21 protein-coding genes are annotated in these 18,851 nt (G+C 64.0%); 6 read left to right on the top strand and 15 right to left on the bottom strand.

Annotated elements, in window-relative coordinates:
* Positions 1 to 43: 43 nt before the first annotated feature.
* Together AQUI_RS0114415 and AQUI_RS0114410 are read right to left on the bottom strand one after the other, a co-directional pair.
* A complete protein-coding gene (locus AQUI_RS0114415) occupies positions 44 to 268 on the bottom strand; it encodes a DUF1150 family protein (protein ID WP_027258135.1) in 225 nt (74 codons plus the stop codon).
* Positions 269 to 273: 5 nt separating this feature from the next.
* The gene (locus tag AQUI_RS0114410) at positions 274 to 687 is read right to left on the bottom strand and encodes an Hsp20 family protein (RefSeq protein ID WP_027258134.1); all 414 of its coding nucleotides are present in this window, start codon (positions 685 to 687) and stop codon (positions 274 to 276) included.
* 181 nt (positions 688 to 868) lie between these two features.
* Here AQUI_RS0114410 and AQUI_RS0114405 point away from each other — a divergent pair, with 181 nt between their 5' ends.
* The gene (locus AQUI_RS0114405) at positions 869 to 1,093 is read left to right on the top strand and encodes a YdcH family protein (protein WP_027258133.1); all 225 of its coding nucleotides are present in this window, start codon (positions 869 to 871) and stop codon (positions 1,091 to 1,093) included.
* Positions 1,094 to 1,282: 189 nt separating this feature from the next.
* Here AQUI_RS0114405 and AQUI_RS0114400 read toward each other — a convergent pair whose 3' ends face one another.
* Positions 1,283 to 3,322 (bottom strand): NADH:flavin oxidoreductase, encoded by a 2,040-nt coding sequence (locus tag AQUI_RS0114400; RefSeq protein WP_084294410.1) that lies wholly within the window; start codon positions 3,320 to 3,322, stop codon positions 1,283 to 1,285.
* Between the two features lie 231 nt (positions 3,323 to 3,553).
* On the opposite strand from AQUI_RS0114400, the gene AQUI_RS0114390 reads away from it, so the two are divergent.
* Entirely contained in the window at positions 3,554 to 4,843 is a 1,290-nt protein-coding gene (locus tag AQUI_RS0114390; RefSeq protein ID WP_245596925.1) for a uracil-xanthine permease family protein, read from the top strand.
* A gap of 56 nt (positions 4,844 to 4,899) precedes the next feature.
* Here AQUI_RS0114390 and AQUI_RS30070 read toward each other — a convergent pair whose 3' ends face one another.
* The gene (locus AQUI_RS30070; protein WP_156916833.1) at positions 4,900 to 5,145 is read right to left on the bottom strand and encodes a DUF1272 domain-containing protein; all 246 of its coding nucleotides are present in this window, start codon (positions 5,143 to 5,145) and stop codon (positions 4,900 to 4,902) included.
* A gap of 264 nt (positions 5,146 to 5,409) precedes the next feature.
* On the opposite strand from AQUI_RS30070, the gene purE reads away from it, so the two are divergent.
* Positions 5,410 to 5,898, top strand: a complete 489-nt coding sequence (gene purE / locus AQUI_RS0114380; RefSeq protein ID WP_027258128.1) for a 5-(carboxyamino)imidazole ribonucleotide mutase — start codon at positions 5,410 to 5,412, stop codon at positions 5,896 to 5,898.
* Positions 5,891 to 6,979 (top strand): 5-(carboxyamino)imidazole ribonucleotide synthase, encoded by a 1,089-nt coding sequence (locus AQUI_RS0114375; protein WP_027258127.1) that lies wholly within the window; start codon positions 5,891 to 5,893, stop codon positions 6,977 to 6,979. Before purE ends, AQUI_RS0114375 begins: the two co-directional genes overlap by 8 nt.
* Positions 6,980 to 7,059: 80 nt before the next feature.
* Here the strand turns inward: AQUI_RS0114375 and AQUI_RS28070 are convergent, their stop codons facing one another.
* From AQUI_RS28070 to AQUI_RS0114325, 11 genes are all read right to left on the bottom strand, one after another.
* Positions 7,060 to 7,422: an RNA ligase family protein gene (locus tag AQUI_RS28070; RefSeq protein ID WP_342665595.1), complete on the bottom strand. Its 363-nt coding sequence runs from the start codon at positions 7,420 to 7,422 to the stop codon at positions 7,060 to 7,062.
* A 50-nt stretch (positions 7,423 to 7,472) separates the two neighbouring features.
* The gene (locus AQUI_RS32360; RefSeq protein WP_342665594.1) at positions 7,473 to 7,613 is read right to left on the bottom strand and encodes a hypothetical protein; all 141 of its coding nucleotides are present in this window, start codon (positions 7,611 to 7,613) and stop codon (positions 7,473 to 7,475) included.
* A 214-nt stretch (positions 7,614 to 7,827) separates the two neighbouring features.
* Positions 7,828 to 8,976: an alpha-D-ribose 1-methylphosphonate 5-triphosphate diphosphatase gene (locus AQUI_RS0114365; RefSeq protein ID WP_027258126.1), complete on the bottom strand. Its 1,149-nt coding sequence runs from the start codon at positions 8,974 to 8,976 to the stop codon at positions 7,828 to 7,830.
* On the bottom strand, positions 8,973 to 9,737 hold the full coding sequence (locus tag AQUI_RS0114360; RefSeq protein ID WP_027258125.1) for a lipase family protein: 765 nt from the start codon (positions 9,735 to 9,737) through the stop codon (positions 8,973 to 8,975). Before AQUI_RS0114360 ends, AQUI_RS0114365 begins: the two co-directional genes overlap by 4 nt.
* 52 nt (positions 9,738 to 9,789) lie before the next feature.
* Positions 9,790 to 10,674, bottom strand: a complete 885-nt coding sequence (locus tag AQUI_RS0114355; RefSeq protein ID WP_027258124.1) for a DMT family transporter — start codon at positions 10,672 to 10,674, stop codon at positions 9,790 to 9,792.
* Between the two features lie 129 nt (positions 10,675 to 10,803).
* Complete coding sequence (locus tag AQUI_RS0114350; protein ID WP_245596924.1) at positions 10,804 to 12,117, bottom strand: alpha/beta hydrolase; 1,314 nt, start codon at positions 12,115 to 12,117, stop codon at positions 10,804 to 10,806.
* A gap of 76 nt (positions 12,118 to 12,193) precedes the next feature.
* On the bottom strand, positions 12,194 to 12,781 hold the full coding sequence (locus tag AQUI_RS0114345; protein WP_035919998.1) for a GNAT family N-acetyltransferase: 588 nt from the start codon (positions 12,779 to 12,781) through the stop codon (positions 12,194 to 12,196).
* A 204-nt stretch (positions 12,782 to 12,985) separates the two neighbouring features.
* Positions 12,986 to 14,638 carry a chaperonin GroEL gene (gene groL, locus AQUI_RS0114340; RefSeq protein WP_027258121.1) on the bottom strand — a complete coding sequence of 551 codons (1,653 nt, stop codon included), beginning with the start codon at positions 14,636 to 14,638 and terminating at the stop codon, positions 12,986 to 12,988.
* A 63-nt stretch (positions 14,639 to 14,701) separates the two neighbouring features.
* A complete protein-coding gene (locus tag AQUI_RS0114335) occupies positions 14,702 to 14,989 on the bottom strand; it encodes a co-chaperone GroES (RefSeq protein WP_027258120.1) in 288 nt (95 codons plus the stop codon).
* 186 nt (positions 14,990 to 15,175) lie between these two features.
* Positions 15,176 to 16,177 (bottom strand): isopenicillin N synthase family dioxygenase, encoded by a 1,002-nt coding sequence (locus AQUI_RS0114330; protein ID WP_027258119.1) that lies wholly within the window; start codon positions 16,175 to 16,177, stop codon positions 15,176 to 15,178.
* A gap of 176 nt (positions 16,178 to 16,353) precedes the next feature.
* Positions 16,354 to 17,025: a DUF2161 domain-containing phosphodiesterase gene (locus AQUI_RS0114325; protein ID WP_027258118.1), complete on the bottom strand. Its 672-nt coding sequence runs from the start codon at positions 17,023 to 17,025 to the stop codon at positions 16,354 to 16,356.
* 148 nt (positions 17,026 to 17,173) lie between these two features.
* On the opposite strand from AQUI_RS0114325, the gene AQUI_RS0114320 reads away from it, so the two are divergent.
* Together AQUI_RS0114320 and AQUI_RS0114315 are read left to right on the top strand one after the other, a co-directional pair.
* On the top strand, positions 17,174 to 18,157 hold the full coding sequence (locus AQUI_RS0114320) for a TraB/GumN family protein (protein ID WP_027258117.1): 984 nt from the start codon (positions 17,174 to 17,176) through the stop codon (positions 18,155 to 18,157).
* Between the two features lie 43 nt (positions 18,158 to 18,200).
* Positions 18,201 to 18,797: a TraB/GumN family protein gene (locus tag AQUI_RS0114315; protein WP_027258116.1), complete on the top strand. Its 597-nt coding sequence runs from the start codon at positions 18,201 to 18,203 to the stop codon at positions 18,795 to 18,797.
* Positions 18,798 to 18,851: the final 54 nt, after the last annotated feature.

The following is an 18,851-nucleotide window of genomic DNA, read 5'->3' as shown; positions in this document are numbered from 1 at the left end:
AAATCAAGCGCTTTCCAGCGGATACGTCCCGGTTACCCGGGGGTCAATGCACCGAAACCGGTGTCATGTCGTTCTGGCGTGCCAGCACATAGGCCAGACGCCGGTCGGCCACCAGCGCCAGCTGGCTGCCCTCGGCGTCATGCACCGCATAAAGCTGCGCGTGGCCGCCGGCGCTTTCCTGCACGTCCTTGGGAAGATCTGCCACCGCAACCGCCTTTACATAGACGGTCCGGTCGGCGCCCTGGCTGAAATCAAACGGTGTATGCATTGCTCTTACCCCTTTTTGATACTGATTGTCTGAACCACGGTTTCGGGCCGGGCACGGGTCAGATCCACATGCAACAGCCCGTTTTCCATCACTGCCTCGCCCACTTCAACGCCATCGGCCAGCACAAACATGCGCTGGAACTGGCGCGCCGCGATGCCGCGGTGCAGGAACACCCGCCCCTCGCTATCGTCGCGCTGGCGGCCGCGGATCACCAGCTGGCGGTCCTCGACGGTGATCGCCAGGTCCTCTTCGGCAAAGCCGGCCACGGCCAGGGTGATGCGGTAGGAATGATCGGAAGTCTGTTCGATATTATAGGGAGGATAGCCTTCGTTGCCCGATTTGGCCGAGCGTTCCAGCAGGCGTTCCAGCTGCTCAAACCCCAGCATATGCGGGTAAGAGCCCAAAGTTAGTTTCGACACGGTGTTCGTCCTTTATGCCAAAGCGACGGATGCGCGCGGCCCCGTATCCGGCGGCCGCTTCCAGAAGAATATGGGAAGTTCCTGCTGGTTTCACAAGTGCATGTGCCCATAGGTCTAGCGGAAAAGCGGTTAAGGAAGTATCTTCAGCCTCACTTCATTCATAAGCTTTACTGAGTCGCCAATGAACGCACCCACAGATGTGTCGATGAAGACCGATGAGGTCCTTAAGGTTGAGCTGGAGGTTTTCCGCAGGCAGCACCGTGATCTGGACGAAGCAATCGGCGCGCTGGAAGAGCGCCCGACCAGCGACCAGCTGACAATCCGCCGCCTGAAGAAACAAAAGCTCGTCCTCAAGGACAAGATCGCCTTGATCGAAGACCGGCTGACCCCGGATATTATCGCCTGACAATTGCCACCGGACACGGCGCTGGCCTGCCCGGCGCTGTCCGCCCCCTGCCAAAGCTGCCGGGGCTCAGCCGCAGAACGCGGCGTTTCATCACCGCCCTGGTTCTCCCGCCCCCTTGCCTGCGCAGCAAGGCGTTGGGCCCGGCATCGCGCCTGGCGGCGCGCTGAGCGGCGGCGTTTGCGCCACCGTCTAGAGGTCTTTGCAGAGTCTCAGCGCATCATAGATGGCGGCATGCATATTGCGCCCGGAAACCGCATCACCGGCCCGCGCCAGCCAGAAGCTGCCCTGCGGATTGATGGCGGCAAAAGGACTGTCTCCGGCAATCATCGCCTGGTGGTCCAGCTGACCCAAATTGCGCGATTGCGGCTTCAGCGCATGGTAAAGATCGTCCGCAGGGGTGATCCCATGCTCACTGACCACATGATCCGCAACCCGCTCCGTCACTTCGCCGGTCAGGACATGGCGCAGGGTGATACGTTTGCGGCGCCCGTCCGAAACCACGGAAACCGGTTCCAGAAGGCACTCAAACGTGACGCCCTGCCGCACCAGATCGCGCAGCACCACTGCAGAATTGGTCGGCCCCAGATCATGCGCTGCCGTTCGGTCAGGCGTCGCCAGCGTTACTTTGCAACCGGCCTGCGCCATCGCATCCGCGCAGACCAGGGCCGCGTGATCGCCGCATTCATCCAGCAGCAACACCTCGCCTGCGGCCCGCGCCTCGCCGCTCAGCACCTCCCAGCCGGAGGTGATCAGATGCCCGCCGGGGATCTCCAACCCTTCCGGCCAGCCGCCCGTGGCCACAATCACTGCGTCCGGGTCCTCGGCCAGCACGTCGTCTGCCTCGGCGTAGGTATTCAGCCGCACCTCAACACCCAGCCGCTCCGCTTCCGAGATCAGCCAGTCCGCCACGCCCCAAATCTGGCGCCGGGTCATGCCCTTGGCCGCCAAGGCAATTTGCCCGCCGAGCCGCCCGCCCGCCTCAAACAGCACCACCTGATGGCCGCGTTCCGCCGCCACCCGCGCCGCCTCCAGCCCGGCCGGACCGCCGCCGGCCACCACCACCTTGCGCCGCTCCGGCGCTGGCGCGATCACATGCGGCATCACCGCCTCGCGCCCTGTGGCTGCATTGTGGCCGCAGACCGCGGGCTTGCCCTGATTGACCCGGTCGACGCAATAGCCCAGCGCCACGCAGGGGCGGATGCGCTCTTCTTCGCCGCGCCGCAGTTTGGCTACCAGATAGGGATCGGCCATATGCGCCCGTGTCATGCCGATCATGTCGGCCTGGCCTTCGCGGAGGGCATGGCGGGCGGTGGCGATGTCGGCCACGCCGCCGGCATGAAACACCGGCAGATCCACTGCCTGGCGGATGCGGCCCGCAACGTTCAAATCCGGCGCGGCGGGCAAGCCCATCGGTGCCACCCAACCCGCAAGACCCAGATCATCATACGGCGCGCCCGCCAGCACATTCAGGAAATCCACTGCACCGGTAGCGGCAATCTTCCGCGCAACCTCAATGCACTCCGCGGCACTCAACCCGCCTTCCATCAGCTCATCGCCGGTGACCCGCATCCCCAGGATCAGATCCGGCCCCACCGCCTCGCGTGCCGCCTCCAGCACCTGCAGCGTCAGCCGCAACCGGTTGTCCAGCGAGCCACCGTAATCGTCTTCACGGTCATTGACCAAGGGCGACAGGAACTGCCCCAAAAGATGTGAATGCGACAGCAGCTCAATTCCATCAAACCCGCCCGCCCGACAGCGCTCAGCTGCGGCAGCGAAGTCTTTGATGACGCGGGAGATATCCTCCATCTCCATCACCTTGGGAAAGGCCCTATGCGCCCGCTCCCGCCTCCCCGACGGCCCCAGCACCGGCAGCCAGTTCCCATCATCCCAGGCCGTCCGCCGCCCCATATGGGTGATCTGGCACATCACCGCCGCGCCATGCTTGCGCACCCCGTCTGTGAGGCGCTGGAACCACGGGATGATACTGTCATCACCTGCATAGAGCTGCCCGAAGACCGAAGGGCTGTCCAGCGCGATATTGGTCGAGCCACCAATCATCGTCAGCGCAATACCGCCGCGTGCCTTCTCCTCGTGGTACAGCCGGTAACGGTCCCGCGGATGCCCGCCCTCCTGGAACGAGGGCGCATGGGCTGTGCTCATGATCCGGTTTCGCAAGCTCAGATGCCGGATCTGCAGGGGTTGGAGGAGAGGGTCATTGTCCAAGGTCATGGTTCGCGGTCCGTTAGATGCTGCCACCTGCAGCAGGCCCGGTCCGACCACCATCCGGCTTGCAGAAAACCGGCAATTTCCCGGCCCTGTTGCGACACCTTGCCTGCGGCTGGCGGAATCTCCTTCTGACCGGATGGTCAAAGCCGGATTTTCCGTTTACCAGCAGCCGGATTTTGTGCCCGGCCTCCATTCAGGAGCCTCCCGCACAAGCGGCTGAACCAAAGAACGAGCATGACAATGACCGCCACCAGCGACCGCACTCCTGTGCCTGAAGCCCAGGACGCCGACTATAAATTCTCCCCGAAACAGGCGCTGATCGGCGCCCAGATGCTGTTCGTCGCCTTCGGCGCGCTGGTGCTGGTGCCGCTACTGACCGGGCTGGACCCCAGTGTCGCCCTGTTCACCGCAGGGCTTGGAACTTTGATCTTCCAGATCGTGACCCGCGGCCAGGTGCCCGTGTTCCTGGCGTCCTCTTTCGCCTTCATCGCACCGATCATCTACGGCGTGCAGACATGGGGCATGGCCGCCACCACCGGCGGGCTCGCCGCGGCGGGCCTTCTCTATGTCGCCCTCAGCTTTGCCATCCGCGCCTTTGGCGCGGGCTTCATGCACCGGCTGCTGCCGCCCGTGGTGGTCGGCCCGGTGATTATGGTGATCGGTCTGTCGCTTGCCCCCGTCGCCGTCAACATGGCAACCGGCCTGGCCGGCGACACTCAGGTGATGCCGAAAGACACCGCCCTGCTGCTGGCTGCCGCAGCCCTTGGCGCCACCATGCTCACAGCCATTCTCGGCCGCGGCATCATGCGCGTGGTGCCGATTCTGGCCGGCGTCGCCGCAGGCTATGCCGCCGCGCTGATCCTCGGCGCAGTCACCGGGCAAAACCTGGTGGATACCGCTCCGCTGGCCAGCGCCCCCTGGTTCGCGGTCCCGGAGTTCGTCACGCCTGAGTTCAACCTGGCCGCAATCCTGTTCATCCTGCCGGTCGCCATTGCGCCTGCGATCGAACACTTCGGCGACATCATGGCGATCTCTAGCGTGACCAAGCGTGACTACATGGACAAGCCCGGCATCCAGAACACCATGCTGGGCGACGGCCTGGCCACCGCCGCCGCGGGCATCTTAGGCGGCCCGCCCAACACCACCTATTCCGAGGTCACCGGCGCCGTAACGCTCACCCGCGCCTTCAACCCGGCGATCATGACCTGGGCGGCGCTCTTCGCCATCGCGCTATCCTTCGCGGGCAAGCTGTCGGGTGCGCTTGCCACCATCCCGATGCCGGTGATGGGCGGCATCATGATCCTGCTCTTCGGCATGGTCACCGTGGTCGGTCTGTCGGTTCTGGCAAAACTGGGCGAGGCGCTGTCCGAGGCGCGTAACATGGTGATCATCTCCACCGTACTGATCATCGGCCTGGGCGGGCTGACGCTTCAATTCGGCGAAGGCTTCACCCTCGCGGGCATTGGCCTCTCCGGCGTTGCGGGCTTGGTGCTGAACCTGATTCTGCCGAAACAGCGGGACTGATCCCGGAAACAACCGGAGCCGCCTGCCGGGCGGTTCCGATCACCGCTCTTCCGGCTTCAGATGCCGGATCCGCACCACATGCGCTTCGATATCCGCGCGGGTGAACGTCGAATGCACCCGTTCCGTCGAGGCCGGATGGGCCGCGGCGCAAAGGCGCCACCGCAGGTGGGGCAGACATCATGCAACACCTGCTCCACGCACTCCGCGCAATAGGTGCACTCATAGCTGCAGATCCGCGCATCCGCTGCATCCGGCGGCAGATCTTTATCGCACAGCTCGCAATTGGGGCGCAGTTCCAGCATCGCTGTCTCCCTGCTCCAGCAGCCACCCTGCCCGCGGATCAGGATCGGCGCAAGCCTCCCGCGCCGCCGCGCGGCGCCAAGCCCAACCGCAAGGCGGTGCAGCTTGCCTGCATCCCGCGCGGGCGGGAGCCACCCCCTGTGGCAAAGCGCCAAAGCCCGTAAAACAGGGCCAATCCGCCAGTTTTCCGCCCCAAGCCGCATTGCGCCAAGTCCCAGTTTCCCTATAGTGCGCGCTCCACAAGCCGCGACAGGAGCCAACAAGCCATGGCCGACATCAAAGTAGGCATTATCATGGGCAGCCAATCCGACTGGCCCACCATGAAAGAAGCCGCCAATATCCTGGATGATCTGGGCATCGAGTACGAGGCCAAGATCGTCTCGGCCCACCGCACCCCGGACCGGCTGTGGAGCTACGGCAAATCCGCCGCGGACCGCGGCTTGCAAGTGATCATCGCAGGTGCGGGCGGTGCTGCCCACCTGCCCGGCATGGTCGCCTCCAAAACCCGGGTGCCCGTTGTCGGCGTGCCGGTCCAGACCCGGGCGCTGTCCGGCGTCGACTCGCTTTATTCCATCGTGCAGATGCCCAAGGGCTTCCCGGTCGCGACCATGGCGATCGGTTCCGCAGGGGCCGCCAACGCAGGCCTGATGGCCGCGGGCATCTTGGCCCTGCAGGACGCGGACCTCGCCCAGCGCCTGGATGACTGGCGCGAGACGCTCTCCGCCTCGATCCCGGAGGAGCCCTCCGATGACTGACGTGCCCGCACAGGTATTACAGCCCGGTTCCACCATCGGCATCCTCGGCGGCGGCCAGCTCGGCCGGATGCTCTCGGTTGCGGCCTCCCGCCTCGGCTTCAAGACTCATATCTTTGAACCCGGTGCCAACCCGCCCGCAGGCCATGTGGCCAACCGCGTGACCACCGCAGGCTACGAGGACGCCGAAGCGCTCGCCGCCTTTGCGGCTGCCGTCGATGTGATCACCTATGAGTTCGAAAACATCCCGACCTCGGCCCTCGACCTGCTGGAAGCGCAAAAACCGATCCGCCCGGGCCGTGAAGCCTTGCGGATCAGCCAGGACCGTCTGACGGAAAAGACGTTCCTGCAGGACCTTGGCCTCAAGACCGCGCCGTTTGCCGACATCACCGATCAGGCCAGCCTCGACGCCGCCCTGTCCGCAATCGGCGCGCCATCGATCCTGAAAACCCGCCGCTTCGGTTATGACGGCAAGGGCCAGGCCCGCATCAAGGCGGCTGAGGACGCGGGCGATGCGCTCGCCGCCATGGCAGGCGCGCCCTCGATCGTCGAAGGTTTTGTGAATTTCAGCCATGAGGTCTCGGTCATTGCCGCACGCGGCGTGACCGGCGAGATCGCCTGTTTCGACCCCGGCGAAAACGTCCACCGCGACGGCATCCTGCACACCACCACCGTGCCCGCGCGGCTCAGCACCAGCCAGTGCATGGACGCGGTGCTGATGGCGGGCAAGATCCTGAATGCGCTGGAATACGTTGGTGTCCTTGGCGTCGAGCTGTTTGTCACCCCCGAAGACCTGATCGTCAACGAGATCGCCCCGCGCGTGCACAACTCCGGCCACTGGACCCAGAACGGCTGCACGGTGGATCAGTTCGAACAGCACATCCGCGCGGTTGCGGGCTGGCCGCTTGGCGATGGCCAGCGCCATTCCGATGTGGTGATGGAGAACCTGATCGGCGCCGACGTGGACCGCATGCCCGACCTGGCGAAAGAAGCGGATTGCGCCATCCATCTCTATGGCAAGGCCGACGCCAAGCCGGGCCGCAAGATGGGCCATGTGAACCGGGTGGTGAAACCGCAGAGCTAAAAACGGGGGCGCTGCCCCCGCCGCGGCGCTGCCACGGCTCCCCCGAGGTATTTAAGATCAGAAAGAAGCAGCAAGCGGCCTTAGGCGAGGGCGTTTTTGATGATCTGTGCGTTCATCCAGTGCACATCCGTCTGCACGTGGCCGGCACGGACGTATTTCGCCAGCAGGCGGCTCATGTCCGCTTCGGCAAAGCCGCAGGCTGCGCGGATCACAAGCCCCTCCTGAGTTTCAAGGTCCAGCCTGGCAATGGTCTGATCAATCAGCTGAGGCGAAACCTTGCCGCGGTACAGCACCGGCACGCTGGAAATGCCAAGCTCCGCAAACCTTTCAAGGGTTTGGTCCCAGGACTGGACCATCCCGTCCAGGATCCACGCAAACCCCAGGAAATACGAGGGCAACGCCGCATAGGCGATGGCATGGCGGGCATAGAGATATTCGCCCACAATCCGCTATCCCTCCGCCAGCGCCGGGGAAATCCCCGCGGCAAACGCCTTCATCCAGTCCCGCGACCGGTGATAGCGCGCATCCGGGCTGCGCGGATGGCAGCCGCCTGCATGAATGGTGGTGTTTTCCCATCCATCTTTTCGGTGATCACCACCTCAGGCTCAGCCATCAAGGCCGAAATATCCTGCATGATCTTATCGTCGCTGGTGGCCCCGGGCGATCACTGCAAGTGAAACGTGCGGCCGTATTTCCGAAGCATATCTTCCGCTTTGCAAACATCTGAAATCAATTGCCCGCCAGTCTAACCAGCCCTGCCCCAAGCAGCAAGGCGCCAGGTGAAACCGGCGCCGCCGGTTTCACGCGCCGCAAAGAGGGCCTTCCGGCCTGATGCGCGGCGCTCCCCTTCAAGCCAGGAAGCGGGCCGCGACATCCCCTGACAAATAGCTGACACACCCGCCCGACAGGGTTGCCGCCACCCGCTGCGTTTGCTTCTCCAGCACCACAATGTCAGCCCTCTTGCCCGCCTCCAGCTGCCCGCGGTCCTGGAGCCCCAGCACCTGCGCAGGCCCCTCAGAGACTAGCCGCCAGGCGCCCGCCAGATCCAGCAGGCCGGAGCGTTCCAGCATCAGCGCCGCCCGGCGCGGGCTGGGGTAATGGTAATCCGAGGCCAGCGCATCGCAGAGCCCCATGGCAATCAGCTCCACCGCCGAGGCATTGCCCTTGTGCGAGCCGCCGCGCACCACATTGGGCGAGCCGAGGATCACCGGATCCCCTGCGCCCCGCGCAGCCTCGGCTGCCTCCAGCGTTTCCGGAAACTCGGAAATCCGCGCGCCGCGGCCGCGCCAGACGGCGCGGTCTTCTGCGGTTTGGTCGTCATGGCTGCCCAGTTGCACATTCTGCGCCGCTAATTCCGCACACAGCGCGTCCAGCCTGCCCGGCACCTCATCCCGGCGCGCATGCATGTCCTTCAGCATCTGCCAGTGGACCTCGGGGTTACGCCCCGCCTTCAGCGCCTGGCCGGTGAGACGCGGCGGTTTTTTGCCCTGCGCCAGCCGCTCATGCGGCAGGTGATCGTTGAGCACCACATACGGCACCTGCCACTCTGCTACTTTGGCGGCGAGCCCGGTGTAATCCTCCAGCATGTGGATCTCGAACCGCAGCTGCGGCAGCAAATCGGTCACCACAGAACTGCGCACCGCTTTGATGCCCTCGAACACCTGCGCCGCAAACTCCGGCCCGCGCAAACCGCCCTCCCAGGAGTAGAACTGCGCCAGCACCGCAGTTGTGATCCCGTTCGCAGCCAGTTCGGCCTCGGCGGCCACCACCCCTTCGGCCATCTGCTTCATCGCGCCCCGGCGCGGCGCCAAATGGCGCTCAAACCCGTCGCCGTGCAGATCCACGATCCCCGGCAGCACCAGATAGCCTGTCAGGTCCACGGCGCGCCCCGCCGCTGTCTCCGATACCAGGCCGCCTGCGATGGCAATTTCGCCGCCGCGCTCCAACCCGCCGGGGCGCAGCACATCGCCGCCTTGCAGCGTCAGTTCCAATGTCATTTCTCTGCCTCTGCGCAACCGCCATTCAGCTGGCAAGCCTCCGCGATGATCTCTTCCACTGCCGCCAGCCAGGTCAGCGACGGCTCAAACCGCCCCTCCTCGAGGAAGTGCAGCGTCTGCGCCATCACCTGCGGATTGTTCATCATATAGGTATGGGTGACCGGCAGTGTCAGATGCGCCGCCATGCCGTCCGCCTTGGTGCTGGCGACCGAGACCTTACCGTCATCCGCCCCCGGTATAAGGGCGGAGAACAGCGGGTTCAGCGTCTCGCTGCCCGCGATCACCCCCAGCTGAAAATCAACCGGCGGCAGTTGTTTCGACAGGCTCTCCGCCCCGGTGCCGAGCTGCTGGCCCGCAGGGCCGTTCAGCAGGCCGAAAACCTCCCAATCGCCTAGCTCATCCACCAGTTCGCTGCCCTGGTTCGGCGGGCCCATCATCACCACCCGGCCCAGGTTTTGCGGATGGTTGCCCTGCAGCCAATGGCGCAACAGGATGCCGCCCATCGAGTGGGTCACCACATGGGTTGTCTCTTCACCGCAGGCAGCAAAGGCCTCCGGCAGGGTCTCCTCTGCCAGTACCTGGATGGTGTCCTCGGTGGAGGCATAGCCTGGCCGTACAACGCTGTAGCCGCGCGATTGCAAGACCTCCCCGAGCACCACAAAAGACGCCTCGCTGCGGGCCAAACCGTGCAGCAGGATCACACAATCTGCTGCAGCGGGCAGCGGCAGCAGCACCGCCGCAGCGGCCATCAGGGATTTCATCGCAATACGCATGGGCACCAGATAAGCGCAAACGGCGGGCGGTGAAAGCCCCTCAGCCGACCTTGCCCGGCTCCTGCCGTGCTGCCCGCCCCGGCCCGCCCAGCACCACCAGCGCAATGCCGCCCAGCACCGCAACCGACCCGAACACCAGCCGCAGCCCTACGCTCTCGCCCAACAGCACAGCCCCCGCAAGGATTGCAATCACCGGCACGCTCAGCTGCACAGTTGCTGCCACCGCGGGCAGCAGTTGCGGCAGCACCCGGTACCACAGCGCATACCCAAGCCCCGAGGTCACCGCGCCGGACAAAACTGCCAGCAACACGCCGTACGGGCTCACCACCGTGCCGCCGCCCGCCAGCAGCAGCACCGGCAGCATCATCACGCTGGACCAGGCAAAATTCACCGCCGTGGACACCAGCGACTGCCGCGCTCCGCGCCCCAGCAGGCTGTAGATGCCCCAGCCTAGCCCGCTCGCCGCCATCAGCAATGACGCGGTCAACGGCACCCCGGCGCCCTCTGCAGGCCAGACCACATAGGCCAGCCCCAGAAAGGCCGCCACAGCCCCGGCGGCCTGGGCCAAACCCGGCCGGCTGCCGCGCACAGCTCCCCACAGGAACATCGATATCTGCACCACCCCGAACAGAACCAGTGCCCCCAATCCGGCATCAAGATCCTGATACGCCAGGGTAAATCCCGCCATATACAGCGTCAGCGCCGCCCCGCCCCACAGACTGGAAGGAAGCAGGATGCGCTCCCGGCTCCAGGTGTCCAGCCCCCGGATCCGGCACAAAGCCGCCAGGATCAGCGCCCCGGACACCAGCCGCCACAGGCCAAATCCGGTGGCATCCATATAGCCGCCGCCAACCGCGGCCCTGCCCAGGATCGAATTTGCGGCAAAGGCCAGCATGGTGAGAGAGACAAGCAGAAATAATCGCATGCGGTGCCAGCTACAATGGACCCGTCTTCCAGGCCAGTGAATTTTCCGTGTCAGCAGCAGCCCGGCGGCTGGCGCGCTTCTTTCCGGCCGGAAATACTCCCGCCGAAGGCAGGCCCACACCGCGGGCCTTCAGCGGCGGTCCTGCACAAAGTCCAGGTCCAGATCCGGCAACCGTTCCAGCGGGTAGTCCGGGTGCAGGGTCCAGATATTGTCGCGGTCCAGCTCCAGCGGCCGCAGCGTGCCTCCCGGAAAGGCCCGCGTGCGCAGCGCCAGCGCGATATCCGACATCGCGCCAGGATTGTCGCGGAAATAGGAATGGCCCGCGCCCCCTGCCCCCTCAACCCGGATGAAATGCACCAGCCCCACCTTCTTCAGCGTTGCTAGTTCGCCGGGGGCGAAATCCGACGCATCCAGCCGCCCGAACCGCGCCTCTTGGGTCAGGATCGAGGCAATCGCCAGCGCCTGATCATCCGGGTTGATATACACATTGACCTGCTCAAAAGCCGCAAAGACCCGTTCGCTCATCAGCCGCTGCCGCACAATGCCCACATCCAGATCCGGCGCCGCCAGGACCAGCGTGCCGGTCTTCAGTGTAACCTTGGGGCGCTTGCCCCGCCCGCGCTCACGGATCACCAGTTCCCGCAGGGCCGTCGCCGCCACATCGGAGCCCCGGGAATGGGCAACGATGTCAATATCCTCCACCTCCGGGACCGAGGCCAGCAAATCCAGCGTTTCCTTCAGATGAAAAACCGAAAAATCCCCCGCCTCCCGGTCGCGGAAGTATTTGAACAGGCCGGAATTGCCCGCCGGCCAGGAAAACGCCATCGGCACCGAGCGGCGCCCGGAGTAATGCCAGATATTGGCCAGGGTGGTCAGCGCCTCGTCAAAATCATTGTTGAAACCATGCACAAACAAAAGGATACGGCCGGTTCCCGCACGCCGAACCTCTGCCGCCACCGCCTTGCGGAAAGCGGCTGCATGGGCGGCGTAATCTCTTTCAGCCTGCGCCTCGGTCACCACCCGGCCGCCGCGCCGCTCGGCCGCGAGCGGTGTTTTAGAAAACCGAATCCCGTCGCGGAACCCCGCCACCTTCAATCGCGGCAGCCGCCCGCCGCGCCCTGCATGGGTGAGCGCCACCAATTCCGGCCAGTCTGCTACCCTGGTGAATTGCACTTCTGCGGTGCCAAACCCCATCGAATCCGAGCGTTCCGCCAAATAGGTGACCGACCCGTCGCCATTCAGCCGTTGCGAGCGGTTGGTGACATAAAGCAGCCTGGGCGCGACCGTGCGCTGCGCCTCTGGAACCCGCTCCGCCTGGTAATTGCGCCCTGTTGAGTAAAGGTTCGGCGGCTTGGCCAGCCGGTCCACCGGCGACACCCCGCAGCCTGCAATCAGCAGCGCCAGCAACAGCCGGACCAGCATCCGCCCTGCCGGTTTCTGCATCCGCCGGTCCCTCCCTGTTGCGCGCTCCTCAAGAAACTAGCCCGCAAGATCCTGTCCGGCCAATGAAAACTTCGTGTCAGCAACCGCCGTCATGAAACGCCCGCGGGTAGATCAGCTCTGCCTCCGGCACATCCACGCCCCGCCGCAGGATCAGCGTGCAGTCCAGCGGATAGGGGCTGATGAGCTTTTGCGCCCGCTCCAGGCTGAAGCCGTACCGACCGTAAAAGGAGGGCTTGCCAAGAACAACGATGGTTTCCGGCATACGCTCCCGCACGCCGGCTGGAAACACCTCATAGTAACTTTGCAAGTGCTGCAGCATCCGCGAACCGAAACGCCACGGTCCCCGGTACAGTTGATCCTTGGGTCCGCCTGCTTCCATGTTCGGCTTACGCTCCGCCAGCCTGCCGCCCTGCCACTCGGGCAGCACCGCCATCGGCGCCAGGCAAGCCCAGCCCTCCGGCGCCTGCATACGGCTCAGCGCGAAATAGCCGCCGATCCTGCCCTCCCAGGGTTTTCGGGCTTCAAACAGCATATCGCCGTCCGCCCGCAGCTTCTTCACCAGCCGCGCTTCCGCATCAGTAGGAAAAGCCGCCTTCAGCAGTGTATCGACTTCGTCAAAGTGCTCTTCATCGACCCCAGTCATGAAGTCCGGCCCAACAACCATCACGCCCCTCCCGCATTCACCTTTGCACAAATACTCGCGCCGCAGGCAGGCCCGCCAGGCGGGCCTTCTGCCTCTGTCAAAAACGAAAAGGGGCCGCCCGCAGGCAGCCCCAAATCTTGCAATCATCAGTGGCGGGCTTCCGGCAGATTGACCTGAACGGCCAATCGCCTGTCGCCCCATCACAAATCCCAGCGGGATCTGTGATTACATCATGCCGCCCATGCCGCCCATGCCGCCCATGTCGGGCATGCCGCCGCCGGCAGCCGCGCCTTCTTTGGCGGGCTTGTCGGCAACCATGGCTTCGGTGGTGATCAGCAGACCGGCAACCGATGCTGCGTCTTCCAGAGCGGTACGCGCCACTTTGGCCGGATCGATCACACCAAAGGCGAACATGTCGCCGTATTCTTCGGTCTGAGCGTTAAAGCCAAAGTTCTTGTCGGAGCTTTCGCGGACCTTGCCGGCGACAACAGCACCGTCAACACCGGCGTTTTCAGCGATCTGGCGCAGCGGCGCTTCGATGGCCTTGCGCACGATCACGATACCGGCGTTCTGGTCGGCGTTGGCGCCTTCCAGGCCTTCCAGTGCCTTGCCGGCCTGAACCAGAGCAACACCGCCGCCGACGATCACGCCTTCCTGCACAGCTGCGCGGGTTGCGTTCAGCGCATCGTCCACACGGTCCTTGCGCTCTTTCACTTCCACTTCGGTCATGCCGCCGACGCGGATCACGGCAACACCGCCAGCCAGTTTGGCAACGCGTTCCTGCAGCTTCTCACGGTCGTAGTCGGAAGTGGTTTCTTCGATCTGAGCGCGGATCTGGCCAACACGGGCTTCGATCTCGGCTTTCTCGCCTGCACCGTCAACGATGGTGGTTTCGTCTTTGGTGATTTCGATCTTCTTGGCGGTGCCCAGCATGTCCATGGTCACGGACTCAAGCTTCATGCCCAGATCTTCGGAGATCACCTGGCCGCCGGTCAGGATCGCGATGTCCTGCAGCATGGCCTTGCGGCGGTCGCCGAAGCCCGGTGCCTTGACAGCAGCAATTTTCAGGCCGCCGCGCAGCTTGTTGACAACCAGGGTCGCCAGCGCTTCGCCTTCAACGTCTTCCGCGATGATCAGCAGCGGCTTCTGCGACTGGATCACCTGCTCCAGCAGCGGCACCATGGCCTGCAGCGAGGACAGTTTCTTCTCGTGCAGCAGGATCATGCAGTCTTCGAGCTCTGCAATCATCTTGTCGGCGTTGGTCACGAAATAGGGCGACAGGTAGCCGCGGTCGAACTGCATGCCTTCGACAACAGTGGTCTCGGTTTCCAGACCCTTGTTTTCTTCGACGGTGATCACGCCTTCGTTGCCGACTTTCTGCATCGCGTCAGCAATCTGCTGGCCGATTTCAGCTTCGCCGTTGGCAGAGATGGTGCCGACCTGTGCGACTTCAGCGGAGTCTTTGACTTCGCGGGCCATCTCTTTGATGCCTTCAACAACCTTGGAGGTTGCCAGGTCGATGCCGCGCTTCAGGTCCATCGGGTTCAGACCGGCAGCAACCTGCTTCAGGCCTTCTTTGACGATCGCCTGGGCCAGCACGGTCGCGGTGGTGGTGCCGTCGCCGGCTTCGTCGTTGGTGCGGGAAGCAACTTCCTTCACCATCTGGGCGCCCATGTTCTCGAACTTGTCTTCCAGTTCGATCTCTTTGGCAACCGACACACCGTCTTTGGTGATGCGCGGCGCGCCAAAGGATTTGTCCAGCACAACGTTGCGGCCTTTGGGGCCCAGGGTCACTTTCACGGCGTCCGCCAGAATGTTGACGCCTTTCAGCATACGGTTGCGGGCATCGGTGTCGAATTTGACGTCCTTAGCAGCCATTATTCACTCTCCTAGAGAAATTCTTGTGTTTCGCGATGGATGGGACCAGAGCAGCCGGAGGGCTTACTCGATGATGCCCATGATGTCGCTTTCTTTCATCATCAGCAGCTCTTCGCCGTCGACGGTGACCTCGGTGCCGGACCATTTGCCGAACAGGATCTTGTCGCCGGCCGAAACAGCCATTGCGATCAGCTCGCCGCTGTCCTTGCGTGCGCCTTCACCGGTCGAGACCACTTGGCCTTCGCTCGGCTTTTCTTTTGCGCTTTCGGGGATGATCAGACCGCCCGCGGTTTTTTCTTCGCTTTCGGTGCGACGGACCAATACGCGGTCATGAAGCGGTTTCAATGCCATCTTTGCAGCTCCTTAAAGGCTCAAAGGTTGTTATCCTTTGCCCCGCTCCCTGGCAGGACAGTTATCACTCACATCTGCTGAGTGCTAACGAGGGGAAGCTAGGAATGCCCCCCTTCCTTGTCAACACGGAATCAGCAAAAAAAATGAGGGCGCCGGAGCGCCCTCTGTTTGCCACGGGTTTGCCCCTCAGGCAGCCTTGTCTTTCAAGTGCGGGAAACTGTCCTTGAAGCGGCCGAATTTATGGGCGCCGCAGGTGACCGGTTCATACCGCGCCGGGTTCTCTGCACTCACACAGCTGCCCAGCGGCTGGACCACCGCATCCGCGTCCGCATCAATATAGAACGGGATCGAATAGCGCTCTCGTCCCGAGGCATTCACCACCCGGTGCAGGTTGGCCAGATACAGATCATTGGTCAGCCGCTGGATCAGGTCGCCGATGTTGATCACAAACGTCCCCGCAATCGGCGGCCCCTCAATCCAATCCCCGTCGCGGTTCATCACCTGCAAACCGCCCACATCATCCTGCGCCAGGATGGTCAGGCTGCCGTAATCCGTATGGGCGCCGATGCCCATCACGCTTTCATCAATCTGCCCCTCCTGCGGCGGATAGTGCAGCAGCCGCTGGATGGTGATCGGCTCCTGCATCCGCGGCGCAAAGAAGTCTGCCTCCAGATCCAGGCTGACCGCAATTGCCCGCATCAGCCGCTCTGCCAGGCCCTTCATCTCCTGATGATAGCCATAGACCGCGCGCTCGAATTCAGGCCGTGCGGCCGGCCATAGGTTGGGGCCAAAGAACGGCTCTGCCCCGGCGGGCCCCTCCGGCCCGATGTCGAAACATTCCTTCAGGTCCTTGGTTTTCTTCGGGTCGGTGTTTTCACCGAAGATCTCAATATAGCCGCGCAGGGCCAGCCCCGATTTGGAGATATGCAGGTCCGTCTTGTCCTGCAGCGGCAGGTCGAAGAACGCCCGTGTCTGGTCAAAGGCGCCGTTCACCACTGCCTCGGGCACGCCGTGGTTTTTCACATAAAAGAACCCCGCGTTGGTCAGCGCCCAGCGGATTTCCTTGGCGACCTCAAACAAGCTGCCGCCCGTGTTCAGCGCGCTGATGTCGACCACTGGGATCTTGTCAAAGGAAACCCGCTGCGCCCGCAGCCGGTCCTGAAGCCTGTCGATATCCTGATCTGCCATTGCTGTCTCCCCTTGTGCAAAGCTGCGCCCGTCATCGGCGCAGACTGGGTCGTGCTCAACAGGGAAAAAATGCAACTTACATGAGGAGGAGTAAGGCGAAACGTGAACTAAAACCGACAATCAAGAGGGTTTGCGGCAGGTACACATTAGCTCAATAAATTCGACAGGCTGTAAACTCACTCCGTCTCCCAGCTTTCCGCCCAATGCACCAGCCCTTCGCGGCCCGCATCGGTCAGCTGGTAGATGCCGGTCTCCACCCGCTCGAACCAGCCATAGTGATTCTTAGCCATCAGCTGGGTGGCGCGCGTGACTCCAGTCGCCTTGGCGACCTCCGCCCCCTTGCAGGCGCCCGCTTCTGCCAGATGCGACGCACAGGCCAGCGCATCCTGACGATAGGCGGTGACAATGCCATGCCGGGTCGCGCCACCCGCATTGGGATCGCCGCGCAGGGTCTGAAACTCGCGCAGCAACCGCGCCTGCTTCTTCTTCGACTTGCGCGGGGCATAGGGGCCGGGATCGCAATGCACCTCCGCCCGGCCGTCCGCAAGAACCGTGATCAGCCCCAGCCCCAGACGGCGGCACATCGCCAGATTGTCCTTTATCATCCGCCGCGCCTGCCGCCCTGCGGGCCGCGGCACCGCGATATAGACGTGATCAGAGACCGAGAGCCGGGCAATCGCCTGATGAAACAGCGACAGCGAAAACTTCAACTTCAGCTCGACAATCACCGGAGGCTCCGTACCGCGGACACCCACCACATCGGCGGCGCCCACTTCGCCCTTCACTTCATAGCCCTGCCCTTCCAGCAGCGCCTTCACCGGCGGGTACAGCTGATCCTCGCGTTCCATCGCCCATGACTGGCAGGTCGCGCCGCCGATGGCAATCCGCGGCACGGATTTGCGGTGCAGACGCAGGATTTTGCATTGCCGCCCCCCGTGCCCCGCCCTAGGGTCATACATCCAGACCATCGCTCCGGAGCCGGGGAAAGGGCTTATGATGAAACGGATTGCACTTGCACTTGCACTGGCTCTGCAGGCCCCTGCCGCCTTTGCCGCCTGCCGCGGCATCGACTACCGCGACCATCTGCCCGCCGCCACCGAGGCACGGCTGGAGCGCGAAATGGCCGCCACCCCGTATTCGCGCGGCAACCATTGGGTCGCCACCAAGGGGAACCGCACCATTCACGTGATCGGCACCATGCATGGCGGCGATGCCCGCATGGCCAAGGTGATGCGCACTCTGCGCCCGGTGCTGGAGCAGGCAGGCGCCATCTATCTGGAAACCTCCGACTCCGCTCTGGAGCGCCTGGACCGGATGCCTGATGAGCTGGTCCGCAGTTTCCTGCTGCCCAAAGGCCAGGAATTGCGGCACCTGCTGCCCCGCGACGCCTGGGAGCGGTTCCAGCTGACGGCCCAGGTGACCGGCGTCAATCCGGAAACCATGAACCGGATGCAGCCCTGGGCAATTTCGATGTTTGTTGTGCAAAGCGGCTGCCGCCCCTACGGCTTTGGCCTGCGGCGCGGACTGGATGACCGGATTTCCGATTTCGCGCGGCGCAAGCGGATCCCGCTGGGTGCGCTGGAAACCCCGGAACAGGCGCTGGCGGCCATTGCCAGCCTGCCGCTCCGCGATCAGGCCCGGATGCTGGCGCTGGAACTGGAGCTTGTGCAATCCGGCAAACCCGAGGATGCCACCCCGGTTGAGGCCTATTTCGACCAAAGCGTCTGGACCTCCTTTGTCCTCGCCCCCTGGATCAGCGCCCAGTACAGCAGTTTCTCCGGCGCCGAAACCGCGCGGCTGTGGCGGCAGTACAACCGCCGCCTGCTGGATCAGCGCAACCAGCGCTGGATGAAACCGATCCTGGCCGCCCGGCACGACCGGATTGCCGTCGCCGTCGGGGCCGCCCATCTGCCCGGCCAAAACGGCGTGCTGAATCTGCTGCATGCCAAGGGCTTCAGCCTCACTCCGGCGCCGTGGTAAGGCAGCCCTCGCCCGTACTCAGATCTCAGGACCTTCCCCCGTTATGCGGCTCATCCTTTCCCTGTTCTTCCTCTTGCTGCCCGCCTCGCTGTGGGCGGCCTGCACCGGCACCGACCTGCGCACCGCCCTCACCGCACCGGACCGCGCCAGCATCGAGGCCCGCACCGCCGCGGTGCCCTTTGCCGAAGGCAACCACTGGATCGCCCGGCGCGGCGCCCGCACGCTGCATGTGATCGGCACCCTGCACATCAACGATCCGCGGATGGAGGCCATCACCGCCCGGCTCGCTCCGCTGGTGCGCCAGCTGCGCGCCTTTACCGCCATGATGGGCGGTAGCCAGGACAGTTTCATCACCACGGTTGAGGCCTATTTCGACCAGCAAGCGCTAAGCGCGCTTTACCTGAGCGAGCGGGACTTCCTGCAAAGCGGCGCCCTGACCAGAGCGGAGCGCGAAACCCTGTGGGCAGAGGCGATGGACGGGTTGCTTGACCAGCGCAACCGCAACTGGATCCCGGTGATCGAAGCGGCCAAGGGCGACCGCATCGTGGTGGCCGCCGGCGCTTTGCACCTGCCAGGCGAAGCCGGCCTGCTGAACCTGCTGCAGCAAGAGGGTTACAGGCTGGAACGTGCCCCGTTCTAGGCACAACGCCGCATTGCAGCCGCTGCGGGGTGACAAGCCTGCGCGCCAGCCCTA

Source organism: Leisingera aquimarina DSM 24565 (genome assembly GCF_000473165.1).
GTDB lineage: Bacteria > Pseudomonadota > Alphaproteobacteria > Rhodobacterales > Rhodobacteraceae > Leisingera > Leisingera aquimarina.
This window is presented reverse-complemented; position numbering and strand designations above follow the sequence as displayed.